Genomic DNA, 18,142 nt, shown 5'->3' on the forward strand with positions numbered 1-18,142 from the left:
TGCCGTCAGGACGCGGGCGGCGGCGAGGTACGGGGGAGCACCCGGGCGGCGAAGTCGCGGACCGCGTCCAGGACGCCCATGCCGCGGTGTCCGACCCCCGGCACGATGTCGAGGGTGACGTCGATCCCCAGCGCGAGGTAGTTGTCGCGCAGTGCGGTGATCCGCTCGACCCGGGTCCGGCCCAGGGCGTCGGCGCCGTCCATCCAGTTGGAGTCGCCCGGGTTGTTGATCTCCCAGGTCTCGGTGTCCTCAGCGCCGACCACCATGTGGACCGGCACCTTGCGGATCTCCTCCAGCCGCACCGGCGCGCCGAAGCGCTCCTCGAAACCGGCCGTGCCGAGCCACCACTCGCGGTCCGGGTCGATCAGCGTGACCCGGCCCGGCGCGCCGATCGACACGGCGCGCAGCCGCTCCGGGTGGAGGTAGAGGAAGCGGTGCGCGAACTGCCCGCCGCCCGAGAAGCCCTGGAGCATGAACCGGTCGGTGTCGACGGTGAAGCGCGTCCCGACCTCGTCGACGATCGCCAGCAGCTCCCGGTCGTAGCGGATGCCGTCGTACTCGATGAACTTGAAGTTGTGCAGGTCGTCCGGGTCACCGATGGCCGCGGGGAACAGCGGGGTGAGGATGACGCAGCCGTGCCGCTCGGAGAACTCCGCCATCGCGTCCCGGTACTCGGCCGCGGTGCGGCCGGTGCCGTGCTGGATCACCAGCAGCGGGAGCGGTGTGGTGGTGGTCTCGTGCACGGAGGGCACGTGCAGGCTGTAGGAGAACCGCTGATCGTGCTGTGAGGCGAAGAAGGTGGTGGCGCCGGTGCGGTAGAACGCCTTGGTGGTCTTGATGCGCGGTGTCACATGTCCTCCTGCGATGCGCCGCCACCGACGTGGGGCGGTGCCCGTCACGATCACGGGTGCGTCGGCGGCGGCTCAAGATGATTGCCGCGCAGGCGTCAATGACACCGACCGTGTCAGCGGCGCAGTGCGGAGAGCAGGTCGACGCCGAGGGTGCGGACGGCTTCCTCGTCCAGCTGGTAGTGCACCCGGGCGCCCTGCCGGTGGGTGTGCACCATTCCGGCCTCCCGGAGTTTGCGCAGATGGCGCGACATCTGCGGCGGGGTGGTGTCGAAGTGGCTGGCCAGCTCGGTCGTCGTCATCGACTGCCGCAGCAGGACGCGGCACACCCTGACGCGCAGGGGCTCGTCCAGCGCCCGTACCCGGCGCAGCACCTCGTCCATGGCGGGTGGCTCCCCGTCGCCGTCTCCCCGCACCGGGTACTGCACGACCACGGGATATCCGGGGTAGTGCTTGATCGCCACGTGCGGGTTGATGTGCAGCGAGGGCACCAGCAGGCACGGGACGTCGGCGAGGCTGGCCCGCCCGTTGTACAGCTTGTCGAAGACGACCCGCGGCGGATCGTCCTCGACCCGTGCGGTGGGGAAGTCGGCGAGCGCCCGGGCGCCGTCCAGCCGGTGTTTCTGGAAGCGCATGCGGACGTCGCCTCAGCGCGAACCGGGCCTCCGAACAGCTCGTCGGCGGCGCGTGCAGCCTGCCGAGGAAGCGGTCGGGGGAGTTCCCCGCGGCGCCCGTGGGCCGGTGGCTGTTCTGCCCGATCAGGGCCTGTTCCGTCATGGCCGTGAACGTCGCCTCGGGCAGCTCGCCGATGTCGGCCAGCTCCTCCTCCAGGGAGCGCTCCGGCCCGGGGGTGAGGGGCAGCAGATAGCGGGCGCGGAACGCGCCCCACAGCGGTGCCCACTGCGCGGCCCGCACCAGCAGCCGTTCGTCCGCGCCCTGGAGCACGGCGCCGACCCAGCGGCGGCTGGCCGGATGGTGCCGGGGCTCGTCCAGCGCGTGCAGGCAGGCGCACAGCTCGGCGAGCGGGGACAGCCGTGCGGCGATGCGCTCCTCGGGAGCGGGGCCCAGGTCGATCACTACGGGCATGCGTCGACGGTCCGGGATTGACGCCTTGCTGTCAATCGTCTTGTGGCCGGATCGCGAGGGGCGCAGGCTCCGGTCATCTTCCCGGCCGCCCCCTCAGCCCCCGATCCCGTCCCCGATTTCCGCACCTCTCCGCGACGGAGCGTTTCCATGCCCCCTCTCCTCCGGAACGGTCCACGCGTCGTGCTGACCGTCACCTTGCTGGCCACGGTGAGCAGCGCGTGCACCATCGGTTCCGCCGACGACTCCACCGCGGCCGCCGGCTACCCCTCCCGCGGCCTGTCCATCCTGGCCCCCGGCAGCGTCGGCGGCGGCTGGGACGCCCGGGCCCGCGGCATGAGCGCCGCGCTCACCGGCTGCGGGGTCATCGACGAGGACGTCACGGTCACCAACAAGCCGGGCGCGGGCGGAGCCATCGGGCTCGCCCGGATGGTCGGCCGCAGCGGCGACCCGTACCAGCTGATGACCATGGACACGGTCACCATGGCCGGGGGCGCGGTGCAGAACGACTCCCCGGTCGGGCTCTCGTCCCTCACCCCGATCGCCGGGCTGACCGTGAGCCCCAGCGTGATCGTGGTGCCCGCCCGCTCCCCGTTCCGCGATCTGACGTCGGTGATGGCGGCCATGAGGCGGAACCCCAAGGGCATGTCCTGGGTGGGCGGTTCGCTGGGCGGCCCCGACCACATCACCGTCGCCTCCCTCGCCAAGGCGAGGGGAATCCCCGTCAGCAAGATCACCTACGTGCCGACCGGCGGTGGCGGCGAAGTGCTCAACCTGCTGCTGAGCGGGGCGTCCAAGGTCGGCATGTCGACACTGACCGAGATCCGTCCGCAGATCGAGGCGGGCAAGCTCAGGGTCCTCGCGATCAGCGGCGACGAACGTCCCGAGGGGCTGGACGCCCCGACCCTGAGGGACCTCGGATACGGCGGGGCGAGCGTGGTGAGCACCGGCGGTGTGATGGCCCCGCCCGGCCTGAGCGACGGTGAACGGCGGGCGATCGTGGCGATGGTCGACCGGATGCGCCGCACCTCGTGCTGGAAGCGGACCCTGAAGCGACACGATTGGAAGGCGGTGTGGCTGCCGGACACGAAATTCGGCACGCTGATCGACCGGCAGCAGAAGCAGGTCGCTCAGGTGCTGAACGACGTGGGGCTGACCTCATGAGCACGCGAGACGCAAGCACGCGGGACGAAGCACCTTGGACCTGGGGCCCGCGCGTGGCCGCGCTACTCTTCCTCGCCGCCGGGGTGGTGGTGCTGGGCTGGGCGTTCGCCATCCCCGAGCGGGCCACCGACCAGGATGTGGGCCCGCGGGCGTTTCCGCTGCTCGTCGGGGTGGGGCTGTGCGTATCGGCCACGTTCTCCACCGTGCGGGCATTCCGCGGCGCCGACCGGGAGCAGACGGAACAGGCGCGCGAGGAGGCCCGGCTCACCGACTGGGGTCCGGTCGCGGCCCTGCTCGCGCTGCTGGTCGGCTATCTCTTCGCGCTCGCCCCCTGCGGCTACTGGCAGTCCACGGCCGTGCTGTTCACCCTGGTCGCCCGCGTCCTGGGCAGCCGCAAGCCGCTGCGGGACGCGCTGATCGGGCTCGTGCTGGCGCTGGCCGTGTACATCCTCTTCGACCGTCTGCTGGGCATCCATCTGCCGCCCGGCATCATCCGATTGGCGTTCTGACATGGATGTGCTCACCCACCTCACGGACGGCTTCGCGAGCGCGTTCAGCCCGATGCACCTGCTGCTGGCCTTCGCGGGCTGCACCCTCGGCTCCCTCGTCGGCGTGCTGCCCGGGCTCGGCCCCGCCACCACCGTCGCGCTGCTGCTCCCGCTCACCTACGTCTTCGACCCCGTCGGCGCGCTGGTGCTGTTCGCCGGGATCTACTACGGAGGGATGTACGGCGGCTCGACCACGGCCATCCTGCTCAACGTCCCCGGCGAGACGGCCTCGGTGCCGACCACGCTCGAAGGCCATCCCATGGCCCGCTCCGGCCGGGCGGGCGCCGCGCTGGCCACCGCCGCCATCGGCTCCTTCGTGGCCGGGACGATCTCCACCGTCGCTATCACCTTCATCGGCCCGGCCATGTCCCGGGTCGCCGAGAGCATCCAGCCCGCCGAGTACTTCGCCGTGATGATCCTCGCGTTCGCCACCGTCACCGCGGTCGTCGCCGACGCCCCGGCCCGCGGGCTGTGCAGCCTCTTCCTGGGGCTGGCGATCGGGCTCGTCGGCATCGACAGCCTCACCGGCCAGGTCCGCTACGCCTTCGGCGTGCCGGAGCTGTACGACGGCGTCCAGGTGGTGGCCGTCGCCGTCGGGCTCTTCGCGATCGGCGAAGGGCTGTACACCGCGGCCCGCATGCGGCGGGCCCCCGAGGAGCAGATGCTTCCGGTGGGCGGCCGGATCGGGATGAGCCGCGAGGACTGGGGGCGCTCCTGGAAGCCGTGGCTGCGCGGCACGGCCATCGGCCTGCCGATCGGCGCCCTCCCGGCGGGCGGGGCGGAGATCCCCACGTTCCTCAGCTACAACCTCGAACGCAGGCTCTCCCGGCACAAGAAGCAGTTCGGCAAGGGCGCCATCGAGGGCGTGGCCGGTCCCGAGGCCGCCAACAACGCCGCCTTCTCCGGCGTGCTGATGCCGCTGCTCACGCTCGGCATCCCCACGTCGGCGACGGCGAGCGTGCTGCTGATCGCCTTTCAGATGTACGACGTGCAGCCCGGGCCGCAGCTGTTCCAGACCCAGTCCGCGCTGGTGTGGACGCTGATCGCGAGCCTCTACATCGGCAATGTGATGCTGCTCGTGCTCAACCTCCCCATGATCCCGCTGTGGGTGAAGCTGCTGAAGCTGCCCCGGCCGCTGCTGACCGCGGGCATCATCGTCTTCGCCACGCTCGGCGTGTACGCGCTGTCCCAGAACGCCGTCGACCTCGCCATCGCGGTGGCCTTCGGCGTCCTCGGCTTCCTGATGCGCCGCACCGGCTATCCGGTGGCCCCGTTGATCCTCGGCGCGGTCCTCGGCCCCATGACCGAGACCCAGTTCCGCCGTGCGCTGGCCTTCAGCGAGGGCGACTGGACGGTCTTCCTCACCCGCCCGGTGTCCGCGGGCATCCTGTGCCTGGCGCTGGCGTCCCTGGCGGGCCCGATGGCCGTACGACTGCTGCGCCGTCGGTCGTCCGTACAGTCGGCTTAAGGTGCCGTCTCGCACACCGACGGCAGCGCGCGGGTCAGCGCCACCGCGTGCAGCCCGTCCAGCCGCTTCTCGTGGCCCGTGGCCAGGGCTCCGGCCAGCAGTCGGCCCGGGCACGAGGGGGCGGTGCGGGCGTCGGCGGCATCCGCGATCGACCGGACCAGTTCGCCGTTGATGCGGTTGATCTCCACCCGGACCTTTCCGAGGTCGGGGCGCTCGGTGGGCGCCGACGACGGGTCGGCCTGCCACCGCCGGTACAGGCCGCGCTGGACGACCTTGCTCGCCTCGATCTGGTCGCGGAAGATCCGTACCGTCGCCGCGGGGTCGCCGCCCGCCTCCCGGGCCTGCTCCGCGACCGCGTCCAGCACCTGCTGCTCCCGGGCCGGGTCGTCGATCGGGCTGTCGGTGCCCCACTTGGCGGCGGCGACCTGGTCCGCGACCAGCAGCCGGTCGGCGGACAGCCCGGCCAGCGGCCGCAGTTGACCGTGGGCCGTCGGTGCGGACGGCGCCGCGGGCGCCGCCACGGCTCCCCCGGCTCCCGCGGCCAGCACGGCGGCGGCCGTGGCGGCGATCAGGACGGGGTGCAGGGAATCGGTCGGTCGCACGGCGGGACCCCTCTCTCGGCGGCGCGCGGCGGCGCGGGCAGTGCGGGCGGCGCGGTCAATCGCCCACCGGGAGCGTACGGCCCGGAGGGCTCTGGCACGATGTGGGCTCGTTCACGGATCATCGACCGCATCGCGCAACGGGGAGCGCCGCCACATGCCGCAGTCACCGCATCCACCCTCGCTGCTGGAGAGCGCCCCGCGGCGCCGGGTCTTCGCGCCCGGGTGGCTGCCGCCGCTCACCGCGCCGGCCGCCGCCGGGGTCGCCTACGCCCTCGCCGACGACCCGCTGTTGCGGGTGCTGGTGCCCTTCGCGGTGGCGCTCGGCGCCTACGCCCTGGGCGCGGCCCTCGCGCGGCTGTGGCCGCGCGCCCGGTGGCGGGTGACGGAGCTGGGGCTGCACCGGCTGCGCGGCACGCGCAATGTGGCGACGCATCTGTCCACGTCCGCGCAGCCGCTCGTCCTCACCGTGCCGGATCTGGCGGTGCGGATGCCGCTGGACTACGGGGCGTCCGCCATCGGCTCCCTGAGCGCCACGGGCGCCACGGGCCTGCGGATGTCGCCGTTCCCGTTCCATCTCGCCTTCCGCCGGATCGGCCTGCCGCTGCGGCTGGCGGACGGGAAGGGCGCGGCGCCGGGGCTGGCGGCGCACTGGGAGGCGGGGTTCGCCCGGCGCGAGGCGGCGCTGCTCGCCGCCGCGGCCGAGGGCCCGCTGCCCTCCCCGGCGGCGGACACGGTGGAGTGGGCGCGCCCCGAACGTGCGGAGCGGCGGCGGCAGTTCACCGGCCGTCTGGTGCCGCTGCTGATGGGGCTGGTCGCGCTCGGCGTGGCCGCCGTGCCGTCGGACGGGGCGGTCCCGGGGCGGGTGGCGGTCATCAACGCGCTCGCCGTGCTGGTGCTCGTCTGGACGGCGGGCTCGTACTGGCGCGTCCTGCGGAACCCCGGGGTGCGGTGGAGCGTCGGCCCGCGCGGGATCACGGCGTACGACCCGTGGTTCGGCACCACCGAGCTGCCCGCCGACCGGATCGCCGCAATCGTCCCGCAGCGGTTCACCGAGGAGACGCCCACCGGCACCACGCGGACCTCGGTGGTGCTCCAGTTCTACGGGTACGACCTGTCGCTGCTCGGCACCGCCCACGCCGGGCGGATCCCGCCCGTCGAGCTGCTGGCGGTGCTGCACTCACGCGGCTACCGCGTCATCGAGGACGAGAACGCGCCGGACGGCGGCAGCCACCGTGCCCCCGGCCAGCCGCCCGCCCCGGAGTACGACGCGTACGCCTCGACCGCGTACGCCTCCCTGGCGGCGGGCGCGGCGCACCCGGCCCCGGCCCGTCCCGCGCCGCAGGCCCCGCCCCCGCCGCCGTCCCCCTCCGGGGGCGAGCCGGTGGTCGTTCCGCTGCCCGCCGCCACCCGCCTCTGGTACTACCTCGGCGGGGTGGCCGCCGGGGCGGTGGTGGCCGGGGTCCTCGGCTTCAAGCTGCGTCACCTCGTGGGCGGCGGAATGTCCTGGCTGGTCTGGGGGCTGCCCGCGGGCATGGCGATCGGAGCGCTGGCGGGCTGGTTCCACGATCTGCGCCGCCCCGGTGTCGTCCTCGGCCCGGACGGCCTTCGGCTGGCGGGGCGCGGCGGCAAGGGCGGTACGCAGTGGCGGCACGACCGCGCGACGATCGGCGGCATCGCCGTGGAGGCGTACGACAACGGGGAGCGCGCGCTGTACGTGTGGTCGCCGTCGGGTCAGGTGATCCGCAAGGAGAGCGGGCACGTACCCGACGCCCAGGAGCTGCGGCGCGGCTGTGAGCGCGCCGGACTCCCCTGGGGCCGCCCGGACTTCGGCCACTGGAGCCCGCCGCCGAGCCCGTAGGTCGCCCTAGGTCTCCTCCAGGAACGCCCCCAGGGCTTCGAGGAACTCCTCGGGGCGGTTCTGGTGGACGCAGTGGCCCGCGTCGATGGTGACCAGGCGGCAGTCGGGTATGCGCGCCGCCAGGTCGGCCAGCAGCTCCTGCGGGATGTGGCTGGCCGGGCCGCCGCCTATCACCAGGGTGGGCGCGGTGATGGCCGAGAGCCCCTCGGTCCAGCCCGGGTCCGGGGCGTTGCGCTGCTCGGTGAACTGCGTCTTCACCGCCCAGTCGAAGGCCATCCGCCCGGCCGGGCGCGGCGGCACCTCCAGCGGTGGGTCCTGGGGCAGCAGCAGCGGGGCGTCCTCGATCACCAGCCGCTCCGTCAGGTGCGGGAAGCGCTGGGCGACGAGGTAGGCGACCACGCCGCCGTAGGAGTGCCCGATGAGGGTGACGCGCTCCAGCCCGACCGCCGCGAGGAACCCGGCGACCTCGTCCCGCAGCAGTTCCAGGGCGTACTCCCCCGGCCAGTCGCTGGATCCGTGGCCGCGCAGGTCGAGCGCGTACACCCGGCGGCCCGGGGCGAGCCGCGGCGCTATGGCGAGCCAGTCGACGCCGTCCTCGCCGAGGCCGTGCAGCAGCAGGACGGGCGGGTCGCCCGCGGCGCCCCACACCCGGTACGTCAGCTCGACCCCGTCCACCTCGACACTGTCAAGTGTGTGCATGCGGCAGAGGATACGGCCGATACGGCTGGGGACCACCCCTGTCACAGGGGTCGCTCATGACCGTCCCAGTAGGGCTCCCGGAGCCGCCGCTTGTAGAGCTTGCCGTTGGGGTCGCGGGGCATGTCCGCGATGAAGTCGACGGACTTGGGGCGCTTGTAGCCCGCGAGCCGCTCTGCGCAGTGGCCGAGGATCGCGGTCGCCAGCTCCGGTCCTGGGGTGTGGCCCGGGGCGGGTTCCACGACCGCCTTGACCTCCTCGCCCCAGTCGTCGTGCGGGATGCCGAAGGCGGCGGCGTCGGCGACGGCGGGGTGGGTGAGCAGCGCGGACTCGATCTCGGCCGGGTAGATGTTGACCCCGCCCGAGATGATCATGTCGATCTTGCGGTCGCGGAGGTAGAGATAGCCGTCCTCGTCGAGGAGGCCGAGGTCGCCGACGGTGAACCAGTCCCCGATGCGGTTCTTGCGGGTCTTGCCCTCGTCCTTGTGGTAGCTGAAGCCGCCGGTGCTCATCTTCATGTAGACGGTGCCGAGTTCACCGGGCGGCAGCTGCCGTCCGTCGTCGTCGAAGATGGCGATTTCGCTGATGGGCCAGGGCTTGCCGACCGTTCCCGGCTTCTTCAGCCAGTCCTGGGCGGTGGCGAAGGCGCCGCCGCCCTCGCTCGCCGCGTAGTACTCCTCGACGCAGCCGCCCCACCAGTCGATCATGGCGCGTTTGACGTGGTCCGGGCAGGGCGCGGCGCCGTGGATGGCGTGGCGCATCGAGGAGACGTCGTAGGACTCCCGTAACTCCTCGGGGAGGGCGAGCAGCCGGTGGAACTGCGTGGGCACCATGTGGGTGTGGGTGCAGCGGTAGACGTCGATGAGCCGCAGCATCTCCTGGGGCGTCCACTTGTCCATCAGCACCAGGGGGTGGCCGATGTGCAGGGACGAGGACGCGAACTGGAGGACGGCGGTGTGGTAGAGCGGTGAGCACACCAGGTGGATGTGGTCGGGCTCCTCGGCGCGGGGCCGGATGCCGAAGAAGCGCAGGAAGCCGCCGAGATGGCTCTCCTCGGGGAGCTTTCCGGTCAGCGGGCGCCGGATGCCGCGCGGGCGTCCCGTCGTACCGGAGGTGTAGTTCATGACCCAGCCCAGTTCGCGGTCGGCGGGCGGGTCCGTCGGCTGTCCCTGGAGGAGTTCGGCGTACGGGCGAAAGCCCTCGACGGCGCCGACCGCGTAGCGGTGGGTGGCGGGCAGCCCGGCCTCGTCGGCGGCCAGGGCGGCCTGGGTGCCGAAGCGTTCGTGGGCGATCAGCACCTTGGCGCCCGAGTCGGAGACGATCCAGGCGATCTCGGGGCCGACCAGGTGGTGGTTGACGGGCACGAGGTAGAGCCCGGCCTGGGTGGCGGCGAGCGCGGCGGTGAAGAACTCGACCCCGTTGGGGAGGACGGCGGCGAAGGCGTCGCCGCGCCGGAGCCCGGCGGCGCGCAGCCCGCCGACGAGCTGGTTGCAGGCGGCGTGCAGCCGGGCGGCGGTCCACTCCTCGCCGTCGGGGGCGACGAGGACGACGCGGTCGGGTTCGCTCGCGGCCTGGGCCCAGAAGCCGACGGGGATGGTGGGGGTGGGGTCGCTGGTCGTGGCGGTCATCGGTCGTCGCCCTCCTCAGTCCCGTCCGGCGATGCGGTTGACGCGGTCGATGGCACGTTCGAAGCCCCGGGTCAGGTCGTCGAAGACGGCCTGCACACTGCGGGTGGAGGTCATCCGGCCGACGATCTGCCCGACCGGCGTGCCGAGCAGCGGTTCCACCTCGTACTTCTGGATGCGCGAGACGGCCTCGGCGACCAGCAGCCCCTGGAGCGGCATCGGCAGCGTCCCCGGGCCCTGCGGGTCGTCCCAGGCGTCCGTCCAGGCGGTGCGCAGCTGGCGGGCGGGCTTGCCGGTGAGGGCGCGGGAGCGCACGGTGTCGCCGGATCCGGCGGCGAGGAGCTTGTCGGTGAGCGCGGCCGAATGCAGTTCGGCCTCCTCGGTGGTGAGCCAGATCGAGCCGAGCCACACGCCCTGGGCGCCGAGCGCGAGCCCGGCGGCGATCTGTTCGCCGCTGCCGATGCCGCCCGCGGCGAGCACGGGCAGCGGGTCGACGGCCTCGACGACCTCGGGGGTGAGCACCATGGAGGCGATCTCACCGGTGTGGCCGCCCGCCTCGTAGCCCTGGGCGACGACGATGTCGAGGCCCGCGTCCTGGTGGTGCCGGGCGTGGCGGGCGCTGCCCGCCAGCGCGGCGACGAGGATGCCGCGGTCGTGGGCGCGGGCGACGACATCGGCGGGCGGCGAGCCGAGCGCGTTGGCCAGCAGCTTGACGGGGTAGTCGAACGCTACGTCGAGCTGGCTGCGGGCGACCTGCTCCAGCCAGCCGGTGATCCGCCAGCCGGACGCCTCGCCCTCGGCCAGTTCGGGCACCCCGTGCTTGGCCAGGGTCTCCTGGACGAACGCGCGGTGCTCCTGCGGGATCATCGCCTCGATGTCGGCCTCGCTCACCCCCTCGACCTTCTTCGCGGGCATCACGACGTCGAGGCCGTACGGTTTGCCGTCGGTGTGCTCCTGCATCCAGTCCAGGTCGCGGGCGAGGTCCTCGCCCGCGGCGTAGCGGACCGCGCCGAGCACGCCGAACCCTCCCGCCCGGGTGATCGCCGCGGCCACGGCGGGGAACGGCGTGAAGCCGAAGATGGCGTGCTCGACACCCAGCCTTGTGCTCAGCTCCGTCTTCATGCGGGGCAGGATGCCGCAGGGGGGCGGGGAGGGGAAGAGTTTTTCTGACGGAACGTCAGATTGGCTCGGTTGCCGGGGTGCCGGGGTTACTTCCCCAGCACCGCCATCGCCGCGTTGTGGCCGGGGATGCCGCTGACCCCGCCGCCGCGCACCGCGCCCGCGCCGCACAGCAGCACATTGGCGTGGCGCGTCTCCACGCCCCAGCGGCCGGTGCCCTCCTGGGCGTACGGGAAGGCCAGCTCGCGGTGGAAGATGTTCCCGCCCGGCAGCCGCAGTTCGCGGTCCAGGTCCAGCGGGCTCTTCGCCTCGATGCACGGCCTGCCGTCGGCGTCGTACGCGAGGCAGTCGGCGATCGGCTCGGCGAGATGGGCGTCGAGCTGGGCGAGGGTGTCCCGCAGCAGGGCCTCGCGGGTCCCCTCCGGGTCGTCCGTGAACAGCCGGGCGGGGGTGTGCAGCCCGAACAGGGTCAGGGTCTGGTAGCCCCGCGCGGCCAGGTCCGGGCCGAGGATCGACGGGTCGGTCAGCGAGTGGCAGTAGATCTCCGACGGCGGCCGCCGCGGCAGCTCCCCCGCGGCCGCCTGGCGGTACGCCTCCGCCAAGTCGCCGTAGCCCTCGGCGATGTGGAACGTCCCGGCGAACGCCTCGCGCGGGTCCGCCTCGGGGTCCCGCAGCGCGGGCAGCCGCCGCAGCAGCATGTTCACCTTCAGTTGCGCGCCCTCGGCGGGCGGGGCGGGCGGCTCCTCGCCGAGCAGTCGCGCCAGCTCGCGCGGGGCGGCCCCGACCAGCACATGGCGGGCGCCCACGACGTGTTCGCCGTCGCGGTCGGCGTAACGCACCTCGGCCGACGTCCCGTCGGTGGCGATCCCCGTCACCTCGCAGCCGGTCGCGATCCGCGCCCCCGCCAGACTGGCCGCGTGCGCGAGCGCGTCGGTGAACGCGCCCATGCCGCCGACGGGTACGTCCCAGTCGCCGGTGCCGCCGCCGATCACGTGGTACAGGAAGCAGCGGTTCTGCCGCAGCGAGGGGTCATGGGCGTCGGCGAAGGTGCCGATCAGGGCGTCGGTGAGCACCACGCCCCGCACCAGGTCGTCCTCGAACGCCGCCTCGACCGCCTCCCCCAGCGGCCGTTCGAACAGCGCCTCCCACGCCGCGTCGTCCCCGATCCGGGCGCGCAGCGCGTCCCGGTCCGGCAGCGGCTCGGTCAGCGTCGGGAACACCCGCTCGGCGACCCGCCCCGTCATCCCGTAGAACCGCTCCCAGGCCGCGTACTCCCGCTCCCCGCCGGTCAGCCGCGCGAACGCCTCCCGGGTCCGGGCCCCGCCGCCGGTCTCCACCAGCAGCCCGGTCGGCCGCCCGCCCCGGACGGTGGGGGTGTACGAGGAGACGGACCGCTTGCGGACCGCGAACCGCAGGCCCAGGTCGTCGACGATGCGCCGGGGCAACAGGCTGACCAGGTACGAATAGCGCGAGAGCCGGGCGTCCACCCCGGCAAAGGGCCGCGTGGACACGGCCGCGCCGCCGGTGTGGCCGAGCCGCTCCAGCACCCGCACGCTGCGCCCCGCCCGGCCCAGATAGGCGGCGGCGACCAGGGCGTTGTGGCCGCCGCCGACGATGACGACGTCGTAGGCATCACGGGCATCGCTGGCATCGCTGGCATCGCTGTGAGGCATGTCCTCTGGATTAGCACGGGGTGATCCCCGCGGCTACCACCCGGCCCGGTCCGGTACGGCCGCGTCGCGGAGGAGCGTACGGGGCGAGGGGCGCGTGCCCGGGCCGAGCCTCTCCACCGCCCGCAGGATGTGCTTCGGCGGCAACTGCCAGCGCACCGTGGACGGGATGCGGCGCAGCACCCGGCCCGTCGCCCGCAGGCGGCGGGTGACGGTGGCGGGCGCGGGCGCGGGGCGTCCGTACAGCGCGTGGGCGTAACGCGGCAGGGAGGCGTAGGCCAACGCGGCGAAGCGCCCCCAGATCATGTCGCGCGCCGGGACGAGCGCGGCGTGCACCGGGGGCCTGCGCAGAAAGGCGTCGACCTCGCGGGCCTCGGGGGTGGCGGCGAGTTCGGGGCGCACCGCCGCGAAGTACGCGCGCAGTTCCGCCGTATCGCCCGGCACGGCGGCGGGGTCGAGCCCGACCAGGCGGGCGGACTCCCGGTTCTCGGCCACATAGGCGTCCGCCTGGCCGTCGGTGAGGGGATACCCGGAGCGGCGTACGACATGGAGGTACGAGGCGACCTCGGCGCAGTGCACCCACAGCAGCAGGGCGGGCTCGTCCACGGCGTGCCGGGCGCCGGTGCCGGGGTCGGTCACGGAGAGCCGCCGGTGGATGCCCCGCACCCGGGCACCGGCCCGCTCCGCGGCCTCGGTGGTGCCGTAGGTGATGGTCGCGACGAACCGGGCGGTGCGCAGCAGCCTGCCCCAGGCGTCCTGGCGGAAGTCGGAATTCTGGATGACGCCGCGCACCGCGAGCGGGTGCAGGGCCTGGAGATAGAGCGCGCGGACCCCGGCGATCCACATCATCGGGTCGCCGTGCATCTGCCAGGTGACCGACCGCGGACCGTACAGCCCCGGGTCGGGGTCCGGTATGCCCTGTCGCACGGCCGCCGTCATGGCCCACCACCTCCTGCGGCCAGCCTAGAGGCGCATGGGCTTGCACTAAGTTCGAGCTCAATACAATTTCTGCTTCGCTGTCAGATCTGCCCAAGGCCATGAAAATCCCTTCGCTCCCGGCAGTTGTATCAATACGCGACTTGAGACAACATGGGGCGCCCGACGCTCACCCGCAGGCTCCACCCGCCCGGAACGACAGCAGGGATCATGAGCACAGACCGCATCGACGCCCCGCCCGCGCACGCCCGGCCGACGCGCCGCCGGGTGCTGCGCGGCGCCACCGCCGCGGGCGTCCTCGCCGCCACCGGCGGCACGCTCTCCGGCTGCACCGCAGACGAGGCGGACGCCGCCGCCCAGCCGGTCCCCGCGTACTACCCGGCCGCGTACGACCGGATCGTCGACCGGTCGCGGCACGAGCAGAAGCTGCTCATCTACTCGAACACCTCGCAGACCAACTGGCAGCCGATCTTCGAGGCGTTCGCCCGGCGCTACCCCTGGCTCTCCGACATCCGCGCCACCAACCTCGGCGGCTCCGCGGTCTACGAGCGCTACTACAGCGAGGCCGCCGGCAGCACCTGCCCGGCCGACCTCCTGGTGAACAACGGCGGCCCGCTCTGGGGCGATTCTGGCCCTGATCATCGCCTTCGGCGTACGGGCCCTGCCGTCGGCGTACGGGGCGATCTCCCCGGCGACGATGCCGCTGGGCGCCGAACTGGACCAGGCCGCCCGGGTCGCGGGCGCCGACTGGTGGCGCACGGTGTCGCGGATCCTGATCCGGCTCCTGGTGCCCGCGATGCTCGCCTCGTTCCTGCTCATCTGGACCCAGATAATCCGCGAGTACGCGCCCCTCACGAAGTCCTTCCACGGCACCACCGTCCTGGAGGGCATCGACTTCACCGTCGCGGACGGGGAGTTCTCCACCCTGCTCGGGCCCTCCGGCTGCGGCAAGTCCACGCCCCTGTCGTGCGTGGCGGGCCTGGAACACCCCGACTCCGGCACCATCCGCGTCGGCGACGAGATCTTCTTCGACGGGCTGCCGCGCACCGCCGTGCCACCCGAGGGCCGCAACCTGGGCCTGGTCTTCCAGTCCTACGCGCTGTGGCCGCACATGACCATCGCCGACAACCTCGCCCTGCCGCTGGGGACCGCTACCCCCACCAGCTCTCCGGCGGCCAGCAGCAGCGCGTCGCGCTGGCCCGCGGCATCGTCTACGCACCCGGCGTCCTGCTCCTGGACGAGCCGCTGTCCAACCTCGACGCCAAGATGCGCGACCAGGCCCGCATGTGGCTCAAGGACCTCCAGCGCGCCTCCAGCAGGTCGGCACCCCCGTCGAGATCTACGAAACCCCGGCCACCCCGGAGGTCGCGGGCTTCATCGGCCGCTGCAACCTCCTGGACGGGCGCATCGACGAGGAGTCACCCACCGACGCCAAAACGCAACTCGCCATCGGCGACCTGCGCGTACACGCCGAGAGCGCCGTACGCCACACGGGCCCCGAGATCAGCCTGGTGATCCGCCCCGAGGACTGCCTGCTGTACCCGCGGACGACGTGAGCCCGCCCGGGGTGTGGTGTGACCAGGATCGCTAGTTGGCACTAGCCAACGTTCGTGACCTGCACTGATGCCAAGTAGCTTCAGCGGTTGGAGGCACGGAATCAGAGAGATAGTTGGCACTTTGGTACAGCGCAGGTCACGAAGGGTGTCAGCGCAGCTGGGCATCGAAATACACCTGGCAGTCCCGGTCACCACAGTCCCGACCTGACGCATGGTGTAGCTCTGGCCGTGGGATGGAGACGCGCACGACGGATCTGTACGAGCCATTGCCGCTGGAGTCGTCGTTGGCACCGCGCTGCGGCACTGATGAAGTCAGGGGCCTTCTATGGCGGGATGAAGTGGCTTGAGGTGAGCACGGACAGCTGTCCGGTCCAGCGCACGCTCGACGTGAACGGGGAGATGTGGACGCTGCTGATCCTGCGCGAGGCCGGCAACGGACTCCGCTGCCTCATCGGCCAAGCGCCGCCTCGCTCAGCCTGGCAGCAATACCGCACCCGATCCGGTGTCGCCGACCCGCCCAGATTGAATCGTCCGGTTCGGGGATCCGACACGGGCGTCCCCTCGGCTCCGGAGGGTCTCGGCCTGGTTCTGGTGATTGCGGAGCCGGTAGGAGGGCCGTCGATGCCGACGGCTGCGGCCCGGTGCAGGAGCCGGTCGAGCATCGCTGCGGCGACGGCGGCATCCCGAAGGCGCCGACCCAGTCGGCGATCCCGACGCCGGGGCAGGATCGTGGAGAATTCAGATACCCGCTGGTCGATCACTCGGCAAAGGACGGAAGTGCCGTCCTCGGCAGCGGGAAGCAGCCGAGCTCGTCGACGATCAAGAGCTTGGGTCCGGCGAAGAACCGCATGCGGGTCTCCCAGCAGCTTTGGCGGCGCAGGAGACGATTCCCGGTGGCGTCGGCCGAGTCCCAGCTGGAGAGAACCTGCCGGCGTCGGACTGTTCCCCAAGAGCCACAGCATGGGGCTGATGTGGTGCATCAGACGCGCTGCCCGGCGTCCAGCAGGGCGAGGGCGTTGTTTATCCCCTGATCGAGGAGCTCATTGGCGAGTTGACTCTCGGTCAAGGCGCGGGAAAGCTGCAGTGTCCCGGCCATCAGGCCGAGGAGGCTGAGCGCCTTCACACGTGCGGAGGACGGGGCCTCGGGCGCCATGCGGGCGGCAATGCCGTCGATGAGGACCAGCACGCCGTCGGTGTACGCCTGCCTGGTTGTGTCGGTGCAGCGCCCGATCTCGTCGAGCAGAGCGGCGTTGGGGCAGCCGTCGCCAAGGCTGTCGCGGTGCTGGGGCGACAGGTACCCGCGGACGATCTGCTCGAGTCCGGCACGGCCAGGCGCAGCCCGAGCGACGACGCTCTCGGCCTGCGCCTTCAACTGGTCGGCGATTGCCGTGGTAACGAGGTCATCTTTGGATTCGAAGTGAGCATAGAAGGCCCCATTTGTCAGCCCCGCGTCCTTCATGAGCGTCGAGACCCCGGAGCCGTCGATACCGTCTTGCTTGAACCGGCGGCCCGCCATCTCGATGATCCGCCGCCTCGTCCTCAGCTTGTGCTCTTTTCCGTACCGCACCACAGCACACACTCCTTCGCCGGCCGGAAGGAACAGTTGCCCTTCACCGACTTCGCCAGTCTATGGTATTGCGAACGTAATCCAAAGAGTCGGCAGCGGCGACGGTCGGCCGCCTCCTCGCCACTTGCCCTCTACAGCAAGGACGACGGGCGAGCGTCGGGCTTTCATCAGTGAGGGCAGGCACGGACCCAGCGCCTGAACTCGCCCTCGTCGGCGCGGCTCATGGTGCCGGCCGTCACCACGAGCCGCGCCGACCACCCCCAGGCGCGCCGGCGCACATCGCCCCGACGAGATCGGCGCCGGCCGCACCGGCCTCCGGATCGCCCCCGGCAACCCCTTGAAAATCAACGACCTCCCGGAGAGCGACCCCCCACGAGCTCTACCCGCACCTCCTGCGCGCCCTCGCACCCCTCAACCTCGCCTACCTGCACATCGGCCACGGCGGCGACCACGAATTCCTGCACACCCTCCGCAAGCTCTGGCCGGGCCACGCTGCTCCTCAACCGGCCCGGCGCCGACCTCGCCACCCGCGCCAAGGACATCGAAGACGGCCTCGCGGACGTCATCACCGTCGGCACCATGGCCCTCGCCAACCCCGACCTCGTCGAACGCGTACGCGCCAACACCCCCCCCTCAACGCCCCCGACCCCAACACTTTCTACGGCGGCGGCGCGGCCGGCTACACCGACTACCCCACCTACGCCGCCCGAGCAGAGCACCCAGTGCCCGAGGGAAACGTCTCCCCCGGGCGCCCAGGCATGGCTGCGACACACACCAGCCTCACAATCGACGAGTCACCAAGGGGCAGCGGGCCGCCGCCGAGTGGAATGTCGATGCACTCCCTGTTGTCCCGACTGCCCCCCACGGACCGAGGACCCTGGTGCGGAGTCACACCTGAGGGGCGGGCACCGGGAAGAGCATGCAGCTGCTGGTGGCGTGGGCGAGGAGACGGTCCTTCGCGTCGGCCAACTGCGCCTGGGCCAGGGCAGTTTGGCGGCCCTTGCTGACGACCGTGCCGATGGCGCGCACCGGGCCCGTGTCCACGGTGATCCGTCGCAGGAACTTCACCGTCAGGTCGAGCGAGGTGTACGCCATGCCCTGCGGGAGGGTGGACTGGACGGCGCAGCCCGCCGCCGAGTCGAGCAGGGTGGCGAAGATGCCGCCGTGGACGCTGCCGATCGGGTTGTAGTGCTCCTCGCCCGGTGTCAGCGAGAAGACCGCCCTGCCGGGCTCCACCTCGTCCAGGGCGAAGTCGACGGTGTAGTTGATCGGCGGCCTCGGCAGCCGCCCCGCCTGCACCTCGCGCAGGAAGTCGATGCCGGCCTTGCGCCCGGCGGCCTCCGCCAAGATCGAGGGATCGTCCCACTGATACGTACGCGTTCGCCCCACGGCCCAGCGCCCT

At 72.3% G+C, this 18,142-nt stretch carries 15 protein-coding genes and 4 pseudogenes; 7 read left to right on the forward strand and 12 right to left on the reverse strand.

What is annotated here, in order from left to right; all coding sequences use genetic code 11:
• Positions 1-5: 5 nt before the first annotated feature.
• The 3 genes and pseudogenes from HYQ63_RS06195 to HYQ63_RS44380 form a co-directional block, all read right to left on the reverse strand.
• On the reverse strand, positions 6-851 hold the full coding sequence (locus tag HYQ63_RS06195; RefSeq protein ID WP_179932896.1) for an alpha/beta hydrolase: 846 nt from the start codon (positions 849-851) through the stop codon (positions 6-8).
• A gap of 113 nt (positions 852-964) precedes the next feature.
• The gene (locus tag HYQ63_RS44375; RefSeq protein ID WP_257231657.1) at positions 965-1,483 is read right to left on the reverse strand and encodes a metalloregulator ArsR/SmtB family transcription factor; all 519 of its coding nucleotides are present in this window, start codon (positions 1,481-1,483) and stop codon (positions 965-967) included.
• 175 nt (positions 1,484-1,658) lie between these two features.
• Positions 1,659-1,934: pseudogene (locus HYQ63_RS44380) on the reverse strand (DUF5937 family protein); the annotation flags it as partial.
• A gap of 147 nt (positions 1,935-2,081) precedes the next feature.
• On the opposite strand from HYQ63_RS44380, the gene HYQ63_RS44385 reads away from it, so the two are divergent.
• From HYQ63_RS44385 to HYQ63_RS06210, 3 genes are read left to right on the forward strand one after another with little or no spacing between them, the layout of a single operon-like run.
• A complete protein-coding gene (locus HYQ63_RS44385; RefSeq protein ID WP_257231658.1) occupies positions 2,082-3,095 on the forward strand; it encodes a tripartite tricarboxylate transporter substrate binding protein in 1,014 nt (337 codons plus the stop codon).
• A gap of 53 nt (positions 3,096-3,148) precedes the next feature.
• Positions 3,149-3,604, forward strand: a complete 456-nt coding sequence (locus HYQ63_RS06205; protein WP_257231659.1) for a tripartite tricarboxylate transporter TctB family protein — start codon at positions 3,149-3,151, stop codon at positions 3,602-3,604.
• Between the two features lies 1 nt (position 3,605).
• Positions 3,606-5,111: a tripartite tricarboxylate transporter permease gene (locus HYQ63_RS06210; RefSeq protein WP_179932898.1), complete on the forward strand. Its 1,506-nt coding sequence runs from the start codon at positions 3,606-3,608 to the stop codon at positions 5,109-5,111.
• On the opposite strand, the gene HYQ63_RS06215 is transcribed toward HYQ63_RS06210, so the two are convergent.
• Positions 5,108-5,713, reverse strand: a complete 606-nt coding sequence (locus tag HYQ63_RS06215; protein ID WP_257231661.1) for a chorismate mutase — start codon at positions 5,711-5,713, stop codon at positions 5,108-5,110. The genes HYQ63_RS06210 and HYQ63_RS06215 overlap by 4 nt on opposite strands.
• 154 nt (positions 5,714-5,867) lie before the next feature.
• Here HYQ63_RS06215 and HYQ63_RS06220 point away from each other — a divergent pair, with 154 nt between their 5' ends.
• Positions 5,868-7,571: a hypothetical protein gene (locus HYQ63_RS06220; RefSeq protein WP_179932899.1), complete on the forward strand. Its 1,704-nt coding sequence runs from the start codon at positions 5,868-5,870 to the stop codon at positions 7,569-7,571.
• 6 nt (positions 7,572-7,577) lie between these two features.
• Here the strand turns inward: HYQ63_RS06220 and HYQ63_RS06225 are convergent, their stop codons facing one another.
• From HYQ63_RS06225 to HYQ63_RS06245, 5 genes are all read right to left on the reverse strand, one after another.
• Positions 7,578-8,270 carry an alpha/beta fold hydrolase gene (locus tag HYQ63_RS06225; RefSeq protein ID WP_179932901.1) on the reverse strand — a complete coding sequence of 231 codons (693 nt, stop codon included), beginning with the start codon at positions 8,268-8,270 and terminating at the stop codon, positions 7,578-7,580.
• A 41-nt stretch (positions 8,271-8,311) separates the two neighbouring features.
• Complete coding sequence (locus HYQ63_RS06230) at positions 8,312-9,895, reverse strand: acyl-CoA synthetase (RefSeq protein WP_179932903.1); 1,584 nt, start codon at positions 9,893-9,895, stop codon at positions 8,312-8,314.
• 15 nt (positions 9,896-9,910) lie between these two features.
• Positions 9,911-11,014, reverse strand: coding sequence for a nitronate monooxygenase family protein (locus HYQ63_RS06235; protein ID WP_179932905.1), 1,104 nt, complete (start codon positions 11,012-11,014; stop codon positions 9,911-9,913).
• An 86-nt stretch (positions 11,015-11,100) separates the two neighbouring features.
• Positions 11,101-12,684 carry an NAD(P)/FAD-dependent oxidoreductase gene (locus HYQ63_RS06240; RefSeq protein ID WP_179932907.1) on the reverse strand — a complete coding sequence of 528 codons (1,584 nt, stop codon included), beginning with the start codon at positions 12,682-12,684 and terminating at the stop codon, positions 11,101-11,103.
• Between the two features lie 33 nt (positions 12,685-12,717).
• Positions 12,718-13,620 (reverse strand): oxygenase MpaB family protein, encoded by a 903-nt coding sequence (locus HYQ63_RS06245; protein ID WP_179932909.1) that lies wholly within the window; start codon positions 13,618-13,620, stop codon positions 12,718-12,720.
• A 679-nt stretch (positions 13,621-14,299) separates the two neighbouring features.
• Between HYQ63_RS06245 and HYQ63_RS44390 the strand changes: the two are divergent.
• From HYQ63_RS44390 to HYQ63_RS44400, 3 genes and pseudogenes are all read left to right on the forward strand, one after another.
• A pseudogene (locus HYQ63_RS44390) lies at positions 14,300-14,805 on the forward strand (ATP-binding cassette domain-containing protein); the annotation flags it as partial.
• 98 nt (positions 14,806-14,903) lie between these two features.
• Positions 14,904-15,173, forward strand: a complete 270-nt coding sequence (locus HYQ63_RS06255) for a hypothetical protein (protein WP_179931893.1) — start codon at positions 14,904-14,906, stop codon at positions 15,171-15,173.
• Positions 15,174-15,506: 333 nt separating this feature from the next.
• A pseudogene (locus tag HYQ63_RS44400) lies at positions 15,507-15,617 on the forward strand (transcriptional regulator); the annotation flags it as partial.
• 230 nt (positions 15,618-15,847) lie between these two features.
• On the opposite strand, the pseudogene HYQ63_RS45880 reads toward HYQ63_RS44400, so the two are convergent.
• The 3 genes and pseudogenes from HYQ63_RS45880 to HYQ63_RS06265 all read right to left on the reverse strand — a co-directional run.
• Positions 15,848-16,153: pseudogene (locus HYQ63_RS45880) on the reverse strand (hypothetical protein); the annotation flags it as partial.
• Entirely contained in the window at positions 16,153-16,743 is a 591-nt protein-coding gene (locus HYQ63_RS06260; RefSeq protein WP_179932910.1) for a TetR/AcrR family transcriptional regulator, read from the reverse strand. The gene HYQ63_RS06260 and the pseudogene HYQ63_RS45880, both read right to left, overlap by 1 nt.
• 885 nt (positions 16,744-17,628) lie before the next feature.
• Positions 17,629-18,129, reverse strand: coding sequence for a PaaI family thioesterase (locus tag HYQ63_RS06265; RefSeq protein ID WP_179932911.1), 501 nt, complete (start codon positions 18,127-18,129; stop codon positions 17,629-17,631).
• Positions 18,130-18,142 lie beyond the last annotated feature (13 nt).

The organism is Streptomyces sp. Rer75 (assembly GCF_013414305.1).
GTDB classification, from domain to species: Bacteria; Actinomycetota; Actinomycetes; order Streptomycetales; family Streptomycetaceae; genus Streptomyces; species Streptomyces himastatinicus.